The following is a 17614-nucleotide window of genomic DNA, read 5'->3' as shown; positions in this document are numbered from 1 at the left end:
GGTGGCTGCTATTCGCCGGGATGGTGGGCTGCGCGGCGGCCCTTGACCCTGGGAATCATGCCCGTGGTCCAATCCTGGAACTCGTCCGACGAGCCGCTTCCGGTCGGCGTCGGCTTGTCCTGCAGGGCGTTCAGCAGGTCCTTCTTCTCCCGGCGTCCCTCCACCAGCTTGTAAAGTACCGGGACCAGCACCAGCGTCAAGGCCGTGGAGGAGACCAGCCCGCCGATCACCACAATGGCCAGGGGCTGTGAAATGAACCCGCCGCCGCCCGTGAGTCCCAAGGCCATGGGCGTCAGTGCGAACACCGTGGCCAATGCCGTCATCAGGATGGGGCGGAGGCGCTGGCGGGCACCGTGCGTGATGGCGTCTGCCACGTTCATGCCCGGGCTGCCATCGTGGGGCTTGCGGTACTGGTTGATGAGGTCGATCAGGACGATTGCGTTGGTCACCACGATGCCCACCAGCATCAGCATGCCGATCAGCGAAGGCAAGCCCAGCGGAACACCGGTCACCAACAGCAAGCCGACGGCGCCCGTGGCGGCGAAAGGAACCGACACCAGCAGGATCAGCGGTTGGATGAGTGACTTGAATGCGGCCACCATGATGACGTAAACGATCGCGATGGCCGCCAGTAGTGCCAGGCCCAACTGCCGGAAAGACTCGGCCTGCTGGGTTGTGGCACCGCCGATGGTGGCGGTGACCCCGGCCGGAAGATCCACTGATGCCAGGCGCTCCTGAACGGCGGTGCTCACGCTGCCCAGGTTGGAACCTGACGGCGTCACGGTCACCCGCGCGGTGCGTTGCCCGTTGCTGCTGGTGATGGAGACAGGAGTATCAACCTGCTCGACCGCGGCAATGGACTCCAAAGCCACCCCGCCGCGTGCTGTGGGTAGCTGGAGTGCCCGGACTGAAGCGATGCTGGTGAAGCGTGTGCCCTCACCGATCTGTACCGGGTAGTCGTTGGTATCGATCCGGACGGTACCGGCAGGGATGGGGCTGACGGTGGTGGCCAGGAAGGCCCCTACCTGTTCCTCCGTCAAGCCGGCTGCAACAGCTTTGGCGCGGTCAACGCGGACTTGGACCACCGATTGCTTGGACGCGAGGTTGGTAGCTACCTCGGAACTGCCCGGCACCCCGTCCATGGCCTTTACCATGGCGTCGCTGGCAGTCTGGAGGTCGGCGGAGTTAGCCGCCCGGATGGTGATGTCCACTGTGGAGGATGTACCGAAGCCGCCTTGCTGGGACCCGACGGTAACCTTCCCCGCGGCACCTTCAAGTTGTGATCTAACCTCATCCTGGAGCTTGGCCTGGTTCACTTTCTCGTCGGTGACAATGGTGAACGTCGAGTTGGACGAACCGGTTGATGTCAGGGCAGCGAAGCCTGTCTGCGCATTTCCGGACGTGACCTGCACGTCCTTGATGCCGTTGATGCCCTTCAGGGCGTCTTCGATTTTGGCGGCTTCATCGCTGGTGGCCTGCAGGCTTGTCCCGGCGGGCAGGACCTGACGTACGGTCATGCTGTTCTCGCCGGAGCGGCCCAGCAGGTCGGTGGCCAGAAGCGGTGAAACGGCAACGGTCGCCACGAGCACCAAAGCCGCGGCCGACAGCGTGATGACCGGGTGCTTTTGTGTTTTCGCGAGGATCGGAAGGTAACCGCGCTGGAGCCTGCTCTTTTGCTCGGCGTCCCGGGCCTTCTTTGCCGCCTCCTGGGTGGAGGCCGCCGCATCAGCGCCCTTTGCCGGGGACGCGAGGAACCAGTAGGCCAGCACCGGAACGATCGTGAGCGAAACCAACAATGACGACAACAGCGCGATGGTCACTGTGAGGGCGAACGGCCGGAACAGCTCTCCAGCGAGGTCACCCACAAAGGCGATGGGCAGGAAGACGGCCACGGTGGTCAGTGTGGAGGCCGTGATGGCTCCGGCGACTTCACGGATGGAAGTCAGGATGGCGGTGAGCTTGTGTTCGCCGTAGCTGAGGTGTCGCTTGATGTTCTCGATCACCACGATGGAGTCATCCACCACACGTCCGATCGCAATGGTCAGTGCGCCCAAAGTGAGGATGTTCAGTGAGTAGCCGGTGGCGTAGATGCCTATGAAGGTGATCAAAAGGGACAGCGGTATGGAGACGGCGGTCACCAGGGTGGACCGCACGGACATCAGGAATACCAGGATGACGGCCACAGCGAAGCCCAGTCCAAGAAGGCCTTCGGTGGTGAGGTCCTTGATGGACTTCTCGATGAACGGGGCCTGATCGAAGACCGGCGTGAAGGTGGCGTTGTTGCCCAGTTCGTCCTGCATGGGTCCGATCGCATCGCGCACGGCATGCGAGATCGCCACAGTATCGCCCTCGGGCTTTTTGGTGACGGACAGTGCCAGCGTCGGCTTGCCATTGGTGCGCGTGATGGAGGTAGCGGCGTCGTCCTCGATGCTGACGTCGGCCACTGCCCCGATGGTGGCAGCATTCTTTGCCCCTGTCAGGGGAAGTCCCTTAATGATGTCCAGGGAATCCACGGGACTGCCCAGCTGGAGGGACAACGTCTTGCCTTGGTCCTCGATGGTGCCTACGGGGACCAAGGTTCCGTTGTTCTTCAGGGCATTACTGATGGCCTGGATGGATGCACCGCTGCTGGCCAGGTCTGCCGGACGGGGCTGGATCAGGATGTGCTGGCTGGCCCCGCCCGTCACATCGGCGCCGCGGACGCCGTCGATTTTCTGGAGCCGGGGAACGCTTAGCCGCAAGAGGTCGGCATTGAGTTCACTGAGGGGCTTGTCCGAGGATACGGCCAAGTAGACGATGGGGAAATCGCTGATGTTCCCGGCAATGGACTGGGGCTCGACGTCGGCGGGCAGCACCCGCTTGGCGTTGGAGATGGCCCGGTCGATCTGGTTCCGTGCCCGGTCAAGGTTGGACCCGTAGGTGAATACCATGGTGATCTGCGATACACCATTGCGGGAGGTCGACGTGGTGGACTCCAGTCCCTCAACACTGTTCAGTGCTGTTTCCAGGGGCTGGCTCAATTGCTTGTCCACGACCTCCGGGGAAGCTCCGGGCATGGAGGTCACCACAGTGATCTGCGGGAACTCGATGGACGGAATGAGTTCCTGCTTCAGGGATCCCATGGTGATCACGCCGAACACCGCCGCAAAGACGGTGATCAGCGCGATCAGGGCCCGGTTTCCCAGAGAAAGCTTGGCCAGGCGGAACATTGCATTGACTCCCAGGGTCTACGTAACGATTCGTCTGACGGGAACCGGCCGCAGCCCCGGGTATGGCCTAGCTTTGGACGGCGTTGGCCACGTCAAGCTGCAGCGACCGCGCGGTGCTTGCTTCCAGTTCGGCAGCGAGCTCAGGGTTCTCGTTGAGCTTGACGCCATAGCCAGGCATCATGTCCTTGAGCCTGGACTGCCAGCCCTTGAAGTTCTTGGGGAAGGACTTCTGCAGCAGCTCGATCATGATCGGTACCGCCGTGGAAGCGCCCGGCGAGGCACCCAGCAGCGCGCCAATGGAACCATCGCGGGAGGCAATGACCTCGGTGCCGAACTGCAGGACGCCACCCTTCTGAGGGTGCTTCTTGATGATTTGTACACGCTGGCCAGCGGTAATCAGTTCCCAGTTGCCACCGGATGCCTCGGGGTAGTACTCACGCAGAGCCTCAACCTTGGCCTCGTGCCGCTTGGCAACCTCTTTGATGAGGTACGCGGTGAGGTCCATGTTGTCCTTGGCCACAGCCAACATGGGAATGATGTTTCCGGGTCGGATGGACAGCGGAAGATCCAGGTAGCTGGAGGTCTTCAGGAAGTTGGTGGAGAAACCGGCGTACGGGCCGAACAGGAGGGAGCGCTTGCCGTCCACGTAGCGGGTATCCAAGTGCGGGACGGACATGGGCGGCGCGCCCACGGATGCCTGGCCGTAAACCTTGGCGCTGTGCTGTGACGTGATGGCGTCGTCGGTGCAGCGGAAAAACTGGCCGGAAACGGGGAAACCGCCGTAGCCCTTGCTCTCAGGAATACCGGAGGCCTGAAGCAGGTGGAGGGCACCGCCGCCTGCTCCCACGAAGACAAACTTCGCGTGGATGCGGCCGTGCTCGCCGGACTTGGGGTGCTTGATGGACAGGTCCCATCCACCACCGGATGCGCGGCTGATGTTGGTGACGTCGTGCCCGTAGTTGACCTCGGCACCACTGTCCTGCAGGTAGGTTGTGAGCTCACGCGTCAGGGCGCCGAAGTCGACGTCGGTGCCTTCAGCTGCGCGGGTAGCGGCCACGCGCTGCTTGCGGTCCCGTCCCTTGACGATCAGGGGAGCCCATTGTGCGATCTGGTCCTGGTCCTCGGTGTATTCCATGCTGCGGAACAGCGTATTGGGCTTGAGTGCCTCGTACCGGGTCTTGAGGAAGTTCGCGTGGTCGTCGCCAATGACGAAGCTCATGTGCGGGACGGTGTTGATGAAGCCCTTGGGGGATCCAATGACTTTGGTGTCCACCAGGTGGGACCAGAACTGACGTGACAGTTGGAACTGCTCGTTGATGTGGAGGGCCTTGGAAGGGTCCACGGAGCCGTCTTTGGCTGCGGGGGAGTAGTTAAGCTCACACAGCGCGGCATGCCCGGTGCCGGCGTTGTTCCACGGTCCGGAGCTCTCAAGCCCCGCTTCGTCGAGTCGTTCGAACAGGGAGATGGTCCAGGTGGGTTCGAGTTGCTTGATGAACGCACCAAGGGTGGCACTCATGATTCCGCCGCCAATAAGGACGACGTCGGCATGTTGAGTCTTGGAAATGAAGGTCACGATCAATCTCCGTTAGCGGCGGCACTGGCTGTCACAGAATATCCCCGCGAAGACCCAATACTGAAATTGCGGGCGAACGTCAAGGCTTTAAGCGGACGTTCGTGAAAACTTCGTTGAGGACCGGTGAAGCCGGGTAGCTTTCCACCTTGTTGGACAACGCCAAAGCGGAGATGGGGAAGGCGATCGGCACTGCCGGTACCGAGGCCGCGATCTCTGCGTTGATGGCCTGGTACTGGGCGTTGCGGTCGTCTCCGTCGGGCATGGCGCGTGCCCGCTCGATCTTGTGGAAGACTTCCGAATCCGCATAGCCGAACTCTGGCCGGGTTTCGCCGAAGAGCGGCCCCAGGAAGTTATCGGCGTCGGCGTAGGAGCCGTTCCAGCCCAGAAGGTGCAGTCCACGATCTCCCGCCGACTGGACCCGCTGCAGGTAGCCACCCTCCCAGTCAACCGGCACTGGCTTGATGTTGAAGCCAACAGCAACCAGTTGGCGGCTGATTTCGGCATAGATCTTCTCGGGAGTGGGCATGTAGGCGCGGGTGGCGTTCAGCGGGTAGTAGAACTTGATTTCCTCACCCTTGTAGCCCGCCTTTTCCAGAAGTTCCTTGGCCTTCTCCGGGTTGTACCCGAGGGACGGGGCGTTGTTGTTGAACCCACTGAGCTTGGGCGGCACGAACTGTGAGGCCTGTGCAGTGTTGTCGATGAAGAACCGCCGGATCAGCGTTTCCTTGTCTACTGCCATTTCGATGGCCTGGCGGACTTCGAGCTTCTCCAAGGGCGCCACGGCTTGGTTGATCCCGAGGTACATCACGGAGAACGGGTCGCGCTGGATAATCTGGACACCCTTCTTGACCAGTTGGTCAAAGGTTCCGGGTGTTACCAGGTCGTAAGCGTCGATCTTCCCGTCCAGGAGGGCCTGCTGCCGCGTTTCGGCGCGATCGAATGGGATGAAATTGATGGTGGCTATTTGGCCCCTGTTGCCCCAGTAGCCCTTGTACGTGGAGAGCGTGAGTCTGTTCTCATCCCAAGCGCTGAATTCATAGGGGCCCGTGCCTACGGGGTGGCTGGCATAGGCGGACACGGCCTGGCCGTTCAAGGTCTGGTTCAGCACATTCGCCTTTTGCGCTTCAAGGGCGGTGGGCGAGGATATGGCAAAAGCAGGGAGGGTCAGCGCCTGCAGGAAACCGGTGAAGGGCCGCGTCAGGTTGATCTGGACGTCGTTGGCCGAGACCACTTTGCAGTCCTTGAAGATGGAGAACACCGGCTCATCGGAATAGGCCTTGAACACTCCTTGGAACGAAATGCCGGGTGCTTGTTTCCGGAGTTCAGAGGGAAAGGTGAACCAGCGATTGAAGTTTGCGCAGACAGCGGCAGCGTCCAGTGGAGTGCCGTCGTGGAAGGTTACCTCGGAGCGGAGCGTGAAATCGTAGCTGAGCCCGTTGTTGCTGTCTTTCCACTCCGTAGCCAGAAGTGGAGTTGTCTCACCGGTGGCGCCATCCACGCCGACCAAGCCTTCGAGGACCTGCCGAGTGACACGGTAGGACTCGGAATCCGCGGTCATGGCGGGATCGAGTCCCAGCGGCATGGATGCTGTGCCGAAGTTGAAGGTGGCGGTGGGCTCCACCGGAGCGGTGCTGCTGGAGGACGAAGACGGTGCCGGGCCCGGTGTTCCCGTGCACGCTGCCAGCCCCAAAACCGCTACGGCAGCTCCGAACTGTACGGTCAGGCGCCGCATTTTGCTGCTTGCCACTCTTGTCCCCTCAAGCCGGTTGGAAGTGCTGTGGCCGGCTTCGGCCAGACCGCATTCCAGTCTAGTTGAACGTCCTGAGTGCACTTCCCAGCACATTTTCAGGAAGCCATCCCCGCTGCTTGAGGAAAAAACACCCCCGTGCTGCAGAGTTCTGCAACCGGGGGTATTCCGGGTGGCCCATGGCCACTGTGTGTTTCATGCTGTGCGCAAGGGGGGACTTGAACCCCCACGCCCGAAGGCACAGGAACCTAAATCCTGCGTGTCTGCCAATTTCACCACTCGCGCTGGCTGATGGCCGGTGCCCTGGGGCGGCCCGCCATCGGCCTCCAGTGTACCCGCTACTTGTCCAGCTTGAGGTCCCGGCGAAGCTTGGCAACATGCCCGGTTGCGCGGACGTTGTATTGCGCCAGGGACACTTTCCCCTCCGGGTCCACCACAATGGTGGACCGGATCAATCCCATGTAGGTCTTGCCATAGTTCTTCTTCTCGCCCCAGGCCGCGTAAGAGTCAGCCACTGCATGGTCCTCGTCCGAGAGCAGCGGGAACGTCAACTGTTCTTCGGCTGCAAACTTGGCCAGTGCCTTGACGGGATCGGGGGAGACGCCAACGACGTCGTAGCCTGCAGCCTGGAGCGAGGCCAGGGTGTCACGGAAGTCACATGCTTCCTTGGTGCAACCCGGGGTGGAGGCTGCAGGGTAGAAGTACACGATGGTTTTGCGCCCGTGGAAGTCCGACAAGCTGACGCTTTTGCCGGTTTCGTCGGGAAGTGTGAAGTGGGGGGCAACGTCGCCCGGGATAAGTCGTTCTGCCACAATATGCTCCTTGCTGGGGATCGCGATTTCCCAGTTTAGTGGGGAGGAGCCGCGCTGGCTCCCCGTCCGCGCATATACTGTCGGCATGCCAGATATGGAGAGATGGCCCACCACCCGATTGCTTTCGACAGCTGCGCGCCTGGTGGAAATCTCGTGGAACGAAAAATTGAAGTCCATCGGCCTTACCCACGCCGGGGTCATTGCCATGCAAGTGCTTGCCGCCAAAGGCGCAATTACGCAGGCGGCGTTGGCCGAAGTCGCACGGGTCAAGGCCCAGACAATGGGTACTACTCTTGCGCGGTTGGAGCTGCACGGGCACATCGCGCGCCAGCGCAGCGACTCCGACCGCAGGAGCCATGTGGTGACCCTGACAGAGGCCGGCAGTGCAGCTCTCGCAGAAGCAGTGAAGCTTGAGCAGGACGTCTTGGCGCCCGTTGCCGTTGATACCGCACGATTGCGGGAGGAACTGAGGATTGTCGTCCGGGGGCTCGCTGGTTTACCGGCTCCTGAGCCGGAACCCAGCGACGAAGCCACCGACGTCGCGCAAAGCTGACCTACCCCAGGGCCCGAATAAAAGGCTCCGGATCGTTTTCACGATCCGGAGCCTTTGTTATTGGTGCACCCCCCGGGACTCGAACCCGGAACCCATTGATTAAGAGTCAATTGCTCTGCCAGTTGAGCTAGAGGTGCAGCTGTTGTTTCGTGCTCTCAGGGGAATTCGTATTCCTCGTTGAGCTCCGCAACGACAAATAACTCTACACCAGATTTCGACGCTTCAAAACCATCATGACCCCGGAGTGATGCATGCCATGAAGAGATGATTCCAAAGCCCTGCGGAAATGAAAAAAGGCCTTGGAGTGAAATTCACTCCAAGGCCTTCCTTGGTGCACCCCCCGGGACTCGAACCCGGAACCCATTGATTAAGAGTCAATTGCTCTGCCAGTTGAGCTAGAGGTGCAGCTGTTGAATTCGACCAAACCGGGAGCTTTTCTTTCCCCGGCGATCTCCGCAACGACATGTAACTCTACACGACATCCGCCCAACTGTGAAATCGGCCCGTGCCCCATCACTGACCCTACGACGCGACCCGCAGAATCAGCGCAAAGTCGGGGTTTCTGTTGTTGCTGACCAGCCATAAAGTGCCGTCCGGGGCGCGGGTGACATCCCTCAGCCGCCCGTGCTGTCCTGTGAAATAGGCCACAGGTTCTCCGGCTGACTCGCCGTCGAGCGGTACCGTCCACAGCCGTTGACCGCGAAGGGCGCCTGTGTACGCCACGTCGCCGACGATCTCCAGACCGCTCGGAGAAGCTTCAGATGTCGAAGGCCACACGACCTTTGCATCGATCAGGCCGTTCCTTCCCGGTGCGCCGGTGACTGTGGGCCACCCGTAATTGCCGCCCGGCGTGATCAGGTTCAACTCGTCATCCACGTCCGGGCCGAACTCGCTGGCCCACAACCTTCCCTCGCTGTCCCATGCCAAACCCTGGACGTTGCGGTGTCCGTAGCTGAAGACGGGATTGTCGCCGAAGGGATTTCCGGGTGCCGGCCGTCCCTCGGGGGTGATGCGCAGGATCTTGCCACCCAAGGCATTGGTGTCCTGCGGCTGATCCCGGCGTTGCGAGTCTCCCGTGCCCACGTAGAGGAACCCGTCGGGGCCAAAGCGGATTCGCCCCCCGTTGTGGGTTGAAGCCTTCGAAATTCCCGAAAAAATTACGTCGGGTTCGCCTAGCGACAACGTCCCCCCGCTGTCTTCGCCCAGCTTCATCCTTGCAATGCGGTTGTCGCTGGCGGACGTGAAATAGGCATATAGCCAGCGGTCGTTCTGGAACGTCGGAGACACTGCAAGGCCCAGGAGGCCGCCTTCGCCTCCAGGGACGACGCCGGCAACCTCGCCTACGGTGGTGGACCTGCCATCACTGATGGCTTTGACCTGGGCGGAGTCGCGCTCTGATACCACTGCGGTTCCATCCGGCAGGAACACCACCGACCACGGCAGCTGCAACCCGACGTCGAGCTTTTCAGTGATCTCGGGAGCCTGCCGGCTGCCGGCTGTCCCTTGACCTCCTGCTGGCCTTTCGCTGCTGCCGGGGCTGGAAGGCACTGGGGCCGTGGTGGTGGGGTTCGGCGTTACCGCGGTTCCCGGGGATGACGGGCTGCCCGTGCAGCCTGTCATCACCAGGATTGTCGCGAACGCGGCGGCAAACATCAGCAGTCTTCGCCGTTCCGGTGAGTGCGTGCCCATGCCAGCGTCCGTTACCGAGGTCCGTAGTTACCGGTCAAGTGGTGGCTTGCCGGGTCAGTGCCTGTTGCGCCTTGGTGGCCTGAACCCCGCAGCCTCTGCATGCGCGGCCGATTCAAACCACACGTCAGCGGCAACGTCGTCATAGTCCGCAGTGTCTTCGTCGTGGTACGTCATGGCCGCCGCGTTGGCTTTGACGGGATAGGCGTCTCCCGCAATGCTGGAGGAGCCGGTTCCGTAGGGGTGCTCGGCGGCAAGGTGCCCGGAGGTTGTGGGGTCCTCTGCCGCTGCAGACTCGGCGCCCGGGAGGGTGGGGGAGTGCGCGTCCGTGTACTCGTGGTGGTGGACTGGAGCCCCTGATGAGTCGGTCCATGTCGATTCCCACTCGGCCTTGTCTGCAGCATCCTTGCCTGCGGGCTCCGAAGCACCCGCATCCCAGTCGTCAACGTCGCCAGGATCGGCTGTGTGTGCCGTGTCGGCTGTGTGCCCCGTGTCAGCCGAGTACACAGCGGCGTCGGTGTCGACTGTCGGCTGGGCCACCACGGGTTCCTCAACCACCGGTTCCTCCACCACGGGAGCGGCAACAACGGGCTCCTCCACTGTGAGGCCGGGGGTGGGAGACGGCGCGGGGTCGGGAGATGGGGCTGCCACTGGTTCCCGGGCGGGTTGCACGAGTGATTCGTCACCCGTAAGTGCGGCTGGCCCAGCCTTTATGTCCCCGGCCAACGACTCGTCGTCAGCCTCCTGGTCCCTGCGGGCTTTGAGGTCAGCCGGTTCATCAGCGATGGACTCGTCCACTGATTCCCGGGCGGGTTGCCCTGCTGGTTCCCTTGCCGGATCCCGGGGGGATTCGTCGCCGGAGGGGCCGCTGCCCTCGGCGGCCGCCTTACCCAGGTTGGTGACGCCGGCCAGGCCCGCCACCCCGGCTGTTGCTGCGGCCGCATCCGGCAGGGTTGTGGTGTTGGCGGGCTCCATTGCGGCGGGAGCCTGGGTTGAGGACGAATTACGTGCTTTGTTGCGGTTCATAAGCCACCAAACAATGGCAATGGCCAACACAATGACAATGACCCAAATTATCCAGTCCATGTGGATGCCCTTCTGCTCACAGGGGTGCAGTTCGTGGTGTTCCTGACGTTACGTGCCTGCTAATGGGCTGTCCAGCCTTTGACCTGCTGTTCCATGGAATGTGATCAGTCTGCTGAGGAAAATCGCGGGTGCTGCAAAATCATGGGGAATGGAATTCCTTCGGGTCGCCTAGTCTGGCTGAATGGACGTGAAAAGACTGCAGATTCTGCGCGAGCTGGCAGACCGTCAAAGTGTGGGTGCCACGGCTGAGGCGATGAATGTCACGGCGTCGGCAGTCTCGCAGCAACTGAAGACGTTGCAGGCGGAAATTGGTGTTGTGCTGGTGGAAAAGGTCGGCAGGGGTGTGCAGCTCACCGAAGCGGGATACGCCATGGCGGCCGCGGCTGCCGACATCGCCACAGCCATGGCGCGGGCTGAGTCCACGATCGACACCTACAGGAAGGGATGGCAGACCCGCGTGTCCGCAGCGTTCTTCCCCAGCGCGGCAGAAATGCTGCTGCCCGGGATGCTGCATCGGGTGTCCTCTGTAGAGGGGCTGACTTTCGACGCACATTTCGAGGATCCGGGAACCGCGCACTTCGCGCCCTTGGTGGCCGACTACGACATTGTCCTTGCCCACAGCGTGGACGGCCCGGAAGTATTTGCCCGGCAGGGCCTGACGGTGGTTCCGCTGCTCGAAGAAGCCCTCGACGTCGCTGTGCCTGTGGGCCACCCGCTGGCAGCCAAGGCGAGGTTAAGTCCCAGCGATGTTGTTGACTACCCCTGGATCGGTGTACCGGAGGGATTTCCCTTTGACACTGTCCTTCGCCAAATCGAGCTCCATGCGGGCCGACAGGCCAACCGTGGCCAGCGGTATCCGGACCTGCGGGTGCTGGAGGCACTGGTGGGTGCGGGCCATGGGATCTGCCTCCTCCCGCGGTACACGGCCCGGGCCAGTGCCAGACGGGGCCTGGTGCTGCGGCCACTCACGGAGGTGAAGGCCAGCAGGAGCATCGTGGCACTTTCCCGCCAGGAGGTAGCCGCCCGGGGAACCATCGCGATCGTCCTTGACATGCTCAGGAGTGAAGCCGCGGAAATCGCCAAGGAGCTTCGGGACTCCCCTCCGGGTACGTAACCCGGGGACCGCAATACCGGGCTGCCGGGAAACCTTGTTTGCCCTGCAATATTTGGTCGATCCTGCTTAACCCGGCATGGAAGAGCGGCGGCGGCAACGAGGTACCCATAGACTTTGCTCATGAGTGACACCGAGATTGCGACAGACATCACGCCGGACATCAAGCCCCGCAGCCGGGTGGTCACCGATGGCATCCACGCTGCACCCGCCCGTGGGATGTTCCGTGCGGTTGGCATGGGAGACGACGACTTCGCCAAGCCGCAAATTGGTGTCGCCAGTTCATGGAACGAAATCACGCCCTGCAACCTCTCCCTCAACCGCCTTGCACAAGGCGCCAAAGAAGGCGTCCACGCCGGCGGTGGCTTTCCCATGCAGTTCGGCACGATTTCCGTTTCGGACGGCATCTCCATGGGGCACGAAGGCATGCACTTCTCGCTCGTTTCCCGCGAGGTCATTGCCGACTCCGTGGAAACCGTGATGCAGGCCGAGCGTATTGACGGTTCGGTCCTGCTGGCTGGTTGCGACAAATCCCTTCCCGGGATGCTCATGGCCGCTGCCCGCCTGGACCTCGCCTCCGTCTTCCTTTACGCCGGCTCCATCATGCCCGGATGGGTCAAGCTCGAGGACGGCTCGGAAAAGGAAGTCACCCTCATTGACGCCTTCGAAGCCGTGGGTGCCTGCGCCGCAGGCAAGATGAGCATGGAAGACCTCACCCGCATCGAAAAAGCCATCTGCCCCGGCGAAGGCGCCTGTGGCGGCATGTACACGGCCAACACCATGGCCTGCATCGGCGAAGCCCTGGGAATGTCGCTGCCGGGCTCAGCCGCCCCGCCGTCGGCAGACCGCCGTCGTGATGACTTCGCCCGCAAGTCCGGCGAAGCGGTGGTTAACCTGCTGCGCCTGGGAATCACGGCCCGCGACATCATGACCAAGAAGGCCTTCGAAAACGCCATTGCCGTCACTATGGCTTTCGGTGGTTCCACCAATGCCGTCCTGCACTTGCTGGCCATTGCCCGCGAGGCAGAAGTTGAGCTGACGCTCGATGACTTCAACCGAATCGGTGACAAGATTCCGCACCTCGGCGACCTGAAGCCCTTTGGTCGCTACGTCATGACTGACGTGGACAAGATCGGCGGCGTGCCCGTCATCATGAAGGCACTGCTCGACGCCGGACTGCTGCACGGTGACTGCCTCACCGTGACCGGCAAGACACTCGCCGAAAACCTCGCCTCCATCAACCCGCCGGACCTTGATGGCAAGATCCTCCGCGCCTTGGACAATCCAATCCACAAGACCGGTGGCATCACCATCCTCCACGGTTCCATGGCGCCCGAAGGCGCCGTTGTGAAGAGCGCCGGCTTCGATGCGGACGTCTTTGAAGGCACTGCGCGTGTCTTCGAGCGTGAACAGGGGGCCCTCAGCGCGTTGGACAACGGCGAAATCAATAAGGGCGACGTCGTGGTGATCCGCTACGAAGGCCCCAAGGGCGGCCCGGGCATGCGCGAGATGCTGGCGATCACCGGAGCCATCAAGGGCGCAGGGCTGGGCAAGGATGTGCTCCTGCTTACCGATGGCCGTTTCTCGGGCGGCACCACCGGATTGTGCATTGGCCACGTTGCGCCAGAAGCGGTCGACGGCGGTCCCATCGCCTTCGTGAAGGACGGGGACCGCATCCGTGTGGACATCGCCGCGCGCTCGTTCGACCTCTTGGTGGACGAGGCCGAGCTCGAGGCCCGCAAGGAGGGCTGGGAGCCCCTGCCGGCCAAGTTCACCAAGGGTGTGCTGGCCAAATACGCCAAGCTTGTCCACAGTGCCTCCACGGGGGCGTACTGCGGGTAATTCCTGCTCCGGACTCCGCCCGCCCTAAGGGCGGAGTCCGGCAGGCGGACATGGCTGTCCAAATAGTGAGATACGATTGTGGTCAATTGACACGTATCTCACTTTGAGGGAACACTGAACGCATGATCACATTCGTTACCGTCGGCGTCGTCGTCCTTACCAAGCGCGTGGCTTAGCCCGACTGGTAACGAACCGTCACGCGCAAACCCCTCGAAGAGCCGGAAGGCTGAGGGGTTTTTTTATTCCCCGAGCAAGACCCATCTATTGAAGATCCACTAAGGAAGAGTCCGATGAGCAAAGGATCGCCGATCAGCCCCTCGCTGATGGCTGCAAAGTCCGCTGGAGCCTACAAAGCTCCGGAAAAGGTCGACCGTACGGCTGAGTCCGTCGTCGTCGACGCTGCTGCACCTCTCTCTCCTGTACTTGGGCCGAACACCGTTGTACCCCCAACGGTGATGTCCGGCTCGCAAGCAATTGTCCGTTCGCTCGAAGAACTCGGCGTGGATGATATTTTCGGTTTGCCCGGTGGCGCGATCCTGCCCACCTACGACCCCTTGATGGCCTCCAGCATGAATCACATCCTGGTCCGTCACGAACAGGGAGCCGGCCACGCCGCGCAAGGCTACGCCATGGTTACCGGACGGGTTGGCGTTTGCATCGCCACCTCCGGCCCCGGTGCCACCAACCTCGTTACCGCCATCATGGACGCCCACATGGACTCCGTGCCGATGGTGGCCATCACCGGCCAGGTGTCCAGCGGAGTCATCGGCACCGATGCCTTCCAGGAAGCGGACATCGTGGGTATCACGATGCCCATCACCAAGCACTCGTTCCTGGTGACCGACCCCAATGACATCCCGCACGTCATGGCAGAGGCATTCCACCTCGCGTCCACGGGCCGCCCGGGACCCGTCCTGGTGGACATCGCCAAGGACGCCCAGGTGGGCCAGATGACCTTCTCCTGGCCGCCCAAGGTGGATCTGCCGGGATACCGCCCCGTGGTGCGGGGTCACAATAAGCAGGTCCGCGAAGCTGCCAAGTTGATCGCTGCTGCCAGCAAGCCGGTCCTGTACGTGGGCGGCGGCGTAGTCAAGGGCCACGCCTCCGCCGAGCTCATGGAACTGGCGCTGGCTACCGGCGCTCCCGTGGTCACCACACTGATGGCGCGCGGCGCCTTCCCTGATTCGCATCCCCAGCATGTTGGCATGCCCGGCATGCACGGTTCAGTCTCCGCCGTGACTGCCCTCCAGCAGGCCGACCTCCTGATCACCCTGGGAGCCCGGTTCGATGACCGCGTTACCGGCGTGCTGAAGACCTTCGCCCCGTTTGCCAAGGTCATCCACGCTGATATCGACCCCGCGGAAATCTCCAAGAACCGCACCGCGGACGTCCCGATCGTTGGCTCGGTCAAGGAGATCATCCCCGAACTCACCGAAGCCGTGAAGACGCAGTTTGAACTAAGCGGCACCCCGGACCTGGATTCATGGTGGGCTTTCCTTGGAAACCTGCGCGACACGTACCCGCTGGGCTGGACCGAGCCGGAAGACGGGCTCACCGCACCCCAGCGCGTGATCAAGCGCATCGGCGAGCTCACCGGTCCCGAAGGCATCTATGTTGCCGGCGTCGGCCAGCACCAGATGTGGGCCGCCCAGTTCATCAAGTACGAACGGCCCCACGCCTGGCTGAACTCCGGTGGAGCAGGAACCATGGGATACTCGGTTCCGGCAGCAATGGGTGCCAAGGTTGGTGAGCCGGACCGCGTGGTCTGGGCCATCGACGGTGACGGCTGCTTCCAGATGACCAATCAGGAACTGGCTACCTGCGCCATCAACAACATCCCCATCAAGGTGGCCATCATCAACAACTCCTCGCTGGGCATGGTCCGCCAATGGCAGACGCTGTTCTACGAGGGCCGCTACTCCAACACGGACCTGAACACAGGCCACGACACCGTCCGGATCCCGGACTTCGTGAAACTGGCTGATGCCTACGGTTGTGCAGCACTGCGGTGTGAGCGTGACGAAGACATCGACGCCACCATCCAGAAGGCACTCGAGATCAATGACCGTCCAGTGGTTATCGACTTCGTCGTCAGCCCCAACTCGATGGTGTGGCCCATGGTGCCTTCGGGCGTCAGCAATGACCAGATCCAGGTTGCCCGCAACATGACCCCGGAATGGGAAGAGGAGGACTAGGCATGACCCGCCACACACTGTCCGTTCTGGTAGAAGACAAGCCCGGCGTGCTGACCCGCGTGGCCAGCCTCTTTGCCCGGCGTGCATTCAACATCAATTCCCTGGCTGTGGGACCCACCGAGGTTCCCGGCATGTCCCGCATGACGGTTGTCGTCGACGCCGACGGCGACCTCATTGAGCAGGTCACCAAGCAGCTCAACAAATTGGTCAACGTGATCAAGATTGTGGAGCTGACTTCCGAATCTTCCGTACAACGCGACCACATCCTGGTCAAGGTACGTGCGGATGCCGCGACACGCCTGCAGGTTACCCAGGCTGCAGACTTGTTCCGTGCCGCCGTCGTCGACGTGTCCACAGACTCGTTGGTGATCGAGGCAACCGGTACCCCCGAGAAGCTCGCTGCACTGCTTTCAGTGCTCGAGCCGTTCGGCATCCGTGAAATCGTGCAGTCCGGCACCTTGGCCGTTGGACGGGGATCCCGCTCCATGAGTGACAGGGCGCTCCGCTCCGCGTGAGCAGAACGTCCAGTACCGCAGCACCACAATCACTATCTAAGAAACCACTCAAGAGGAGTTACGCAAGTGACTGAAATGTTCTACGACGACGACGCAGACCTGTCGATCATCCAGGGCCGTAAGGTAGCCATCGTTGGCTACGGCTCGCAGGGCCACGCCCACGCCCTGAACCTCCGCGATTCCGGCGTCGAGGTGGTTATCGCGCTGAAGGACGGCTCCAAGTCGGCCGCCAAGGCAGAAGACGCAGGCTTCACGGTCAAGAACGTTGCCGACGCCGCCGAATGGGCAGATGTCATCATGATCCTGGCTCCGGACCAGCACCAGCGCGCCATCTACAACGACTCCATCAAGGACAAGCTGACCGAAGGCAAGGCCCTGGCCTTCGCCCACGGCTTCAACATCCGTTTTGGTTACATCGAAGCTCCGGCCGGCGTTGACGTCATCCTGATCGCCCCGAAGGCTCCGGGCCACACGGTTCGCCGCGAATTCGAAGCCGGGCGCGGTATCCCGGACATCATCGCCGTCGAACAGGACGCCTCCGGTTCTGCATGGGACCTGGCGAAGTCCTACGCCAAGGCCATCGGCGGAACCCGCGCCGGCGTTATCAAGACCACCTTCACCGAAGAGACCGAAACCGATCTCTTCGGCGAGCAGTCCGTCCTTTGCGGCGGTGTCTCGCAGCTGGTCCAGTACGGCTTCGAAACCCTCACCGAAGCCGGCTACCAGCCGCAGATCGCCTACTTCGAGGTTCTCCACGAGCTCAAGCTCATTGTCGACCTCATGTGGGAAGGCGGCATCGCCAAGCAGCGCTGGAGCGTTTCCGATACCGCAGAGTACGGCGACTACGTCTCCGGCCCGCGCGTCATCACCCCCGAGGTGAAGGAAAACATGAAGGCTGTCCTCGCCGACATCCAGAGCGGTGCTTTCGCCAAGCGCTTCATCGATGACCAGGACAACGGTGGCACCGAGTTCAAGGAACTGCGTGCCAAGGCTGAGCAGCACCCCATCGAAGAGGTCGGCCGCGAACTGCGCTCCCTCTTCTCCTGGCAGCAGCAGGACGCTGACTACGTTGAAGGTTCTGCAGCCCGCTGATCCTTTGGCGCCGGCCTGACGGCCTCCGCCATAACGACGCGCCCGCCCGGTGGACAAAGCCGGGCGGGCGTTGCCGTATCACCGGCATTTCGCTCCCGTTTTCATCAGCCTCCTTGGCTGTGAACTTCTTCACAACGGCTACCGGCCCGGCCGTAACATCCCCCTCCGGCACCGGAATCCCTGCCCGGATTCG

Annotated in this window: 12 protein-coding genes and 3 tRNA genes; 6 read left to right on the top strand and 9 right to left on the bottom strand. The window is 62.2% G+C overall.

From position 1 onward, the window contains the following. Positions 1–8 precede the first annotated feature (8 nt). The 5 genes from AYX22_RS13185 to bcp all read right to left on the bottom strand — a co-directional run bounded on the left by AYX22_RS13185 (position 9) and on the right by bcp (position 7341). Positions 9–3209 carry an efflux RND transporter permease subunit gene (locus tag AYX22_RS13185; protein ID WP_207593843.1) on the bottom strand — a complete coding sequence of 1067 codons (3201 nt, stop codon included), beginning with the start codon at positions 3207–3209 and terminating at the stop codon, positions 9–11. A gap of 67 nt (positions 3210–3276) precedes the next feature. Beyond that, complete coding sequence (locus AYX22_RS13180; protein ID WP_207593842.1) at positions 3277–4782, bottom strand: malate:quinone oxidoreductase; 1506 nt, start codon at positions 4780–4782, stop codon at positions 3277–3279. A 79-nt stretch (positions 4783–4861) separates the two neighbouring features. Then, positions 4862–6529 (bottom strand): ABC transporter substrate-binding protein, encoded by a 1668-nt coding sequence (locus tag AYX22_RS13175; protein WP_242703329.1) that lies wholly within the window; start codon positions 6527–6529, stop codon positions 4862–4864. Positions 6530–6732: 203 nt separating this feature from the next. After that, positions 6733–6814: transfer RNA gene (locus AYX22_RS13170), tRNA-Leu, on the bottom strand. Positions 6815–6867: 53 nt separating this feature from the next. Next, positions 6868–7341, bottom strand: coding sequence for a thioredoxin-dependent thiol peroxidase (bcp, locus tag AYX22_RS13165; protein ID WP_207593841.1), 474 nt, complete (start codon positions 7339–7341; stop codon positions 6868–6870). An 85-nt stretch (positions 7342–7426) separates the two neighbouring features. On the opposite strand from bcp, the gene AYX22_RS13160 reads away from it, so the two are divergent. Beyond that, entirely contained in the window at positions 7427–7894 is a 468-nt protein-coding gene (locus tag AYX22_RS13160; protein WP_242703328.1) for a MarR family transcriptional regulator, read from the top strand. A gap of 61 nt (positions 7895–7955) precedes the next feature. Here AYX22_RS13160 and AYX22_RS13155 read toward each other — a convergent pair. The 4 genes from AYX22_RS13155 to AYX22_RS13140 form a co-directional block, all read right to left on the bottom strand. Continuing rightward, positions 7956–8031 (bottom strand) — tRNA-Lys (locus AYX22_RS13155). Positions 8032–8223: 192 nt separating this feature from the next. Continuing rightward, positions 8224–8299 (bottom strand) — tRNA-Lys (locus AYX22_RS13150). 117 nt (positions 8300–8416) lie between these two features. After that, complete coding sequence (locus AYX22_RS13145; RefSeq protein ID WP_207593840.1) at positions 8417–9583, bottom strand: PQQ-dependent sugar dehydrogenase; 1167 nt, start codon at positions 9581–9583, stop codon at positions 8417–8419. Between the two features lie 54 nt (positions 9584–9637). After that, on the bottom strand, positions 9638–10666 hold the full coding sequence (locus tag AYX22_RS13140; protein WP_242703327.1) for a hypothetical protein: 1029 nt from the start codon (positions 10664–10666) through the stop codon (positions 9638–9640). A gap of 181 nt (positions 10667–10847) precedes the next feature. Here AYX22_RS13140 and AYX22_RS13135 point away from each other — a divergent pair, with 181 nt between their 5' ends. From AYX22_RS13135 to ilvC, 5 genes are all read left to right on the top strand, one after another. Continuing rightward, positions 10848–11780 carry a LysR family transcriptional regulator gene (locus tag AYX22_RS13135; RefSeq protein ID WP_207593839.1) on the top strand — a complete coding sequence of 311 codons (933 nt, stop codon included), beginning with the start codon at positions 10848–10850 and terminating at the stop codon, positions 11778–11780. Positions 11781–11900: 120 nt separating this feature from the next. Then, positions 11901–13619, top strand: a complete 1719-nt coding sequence (gene ilvD, locus AYX22_RS13130) for a dihydroxy-acid dehydratase (protein WP_207593838.1) — start codon at positions 11901–11903, stop codon at positions 13617–13619. Positions 13620–13909: 290 nt separating this feature from the next. Beyond that, positions 13910–15814, top strand: a complete 1905-nt coding sequence (locus AYX22_RS13125; protein ID WP_207593837.1) for an acetolactate synthase large subunit — start codon at positions 13910–13912, stop codon at positions 15812–15814. A gap of 2 nt (positions 15815–15816) precedes the next feature. Then, positions 15817–16329 carry an acetolactate synthase small subunit gene (gene ilvN, locus AYX22_RS13120; RefSeq protein WP_021470923.1) on the top strand — a complete coding sequence of 171 codons (513 nt, stop codon included), beginning with the start codon at positions 15817–15819 and terminating at the stop codon, positions 16327–16329. A gap of 66 nt (positions 16330–16395) precedes the next feature. Continuing rightward, on the top strand, positions 16396–17421 hold the full coding sequence (gene ilvC / locus AYX22_RS13115; protein WP_026540216.1) for a ketol-acid reductoisomerase: 1026 nt from the start codon (positions 16396–16398) through the stop codon (positions 17419–17421). Positions 17422–17614 lie beyond the last annotated feature (193 nt).

Source organism: Arthrobacter sp. D5-1 (assembly GCF_017357425.1).
Taxonomy (GTDB): Bacteria; Actinomycetota; Actinomycetes; order Actinomycetales; family Micrococcaceae; genus Arthrobacter.
The sequence above is the reverse complement of the archived record's forward strand: the minus strand, read 5'-3'. Positions and strand labels throughout refer to the sequence as shown.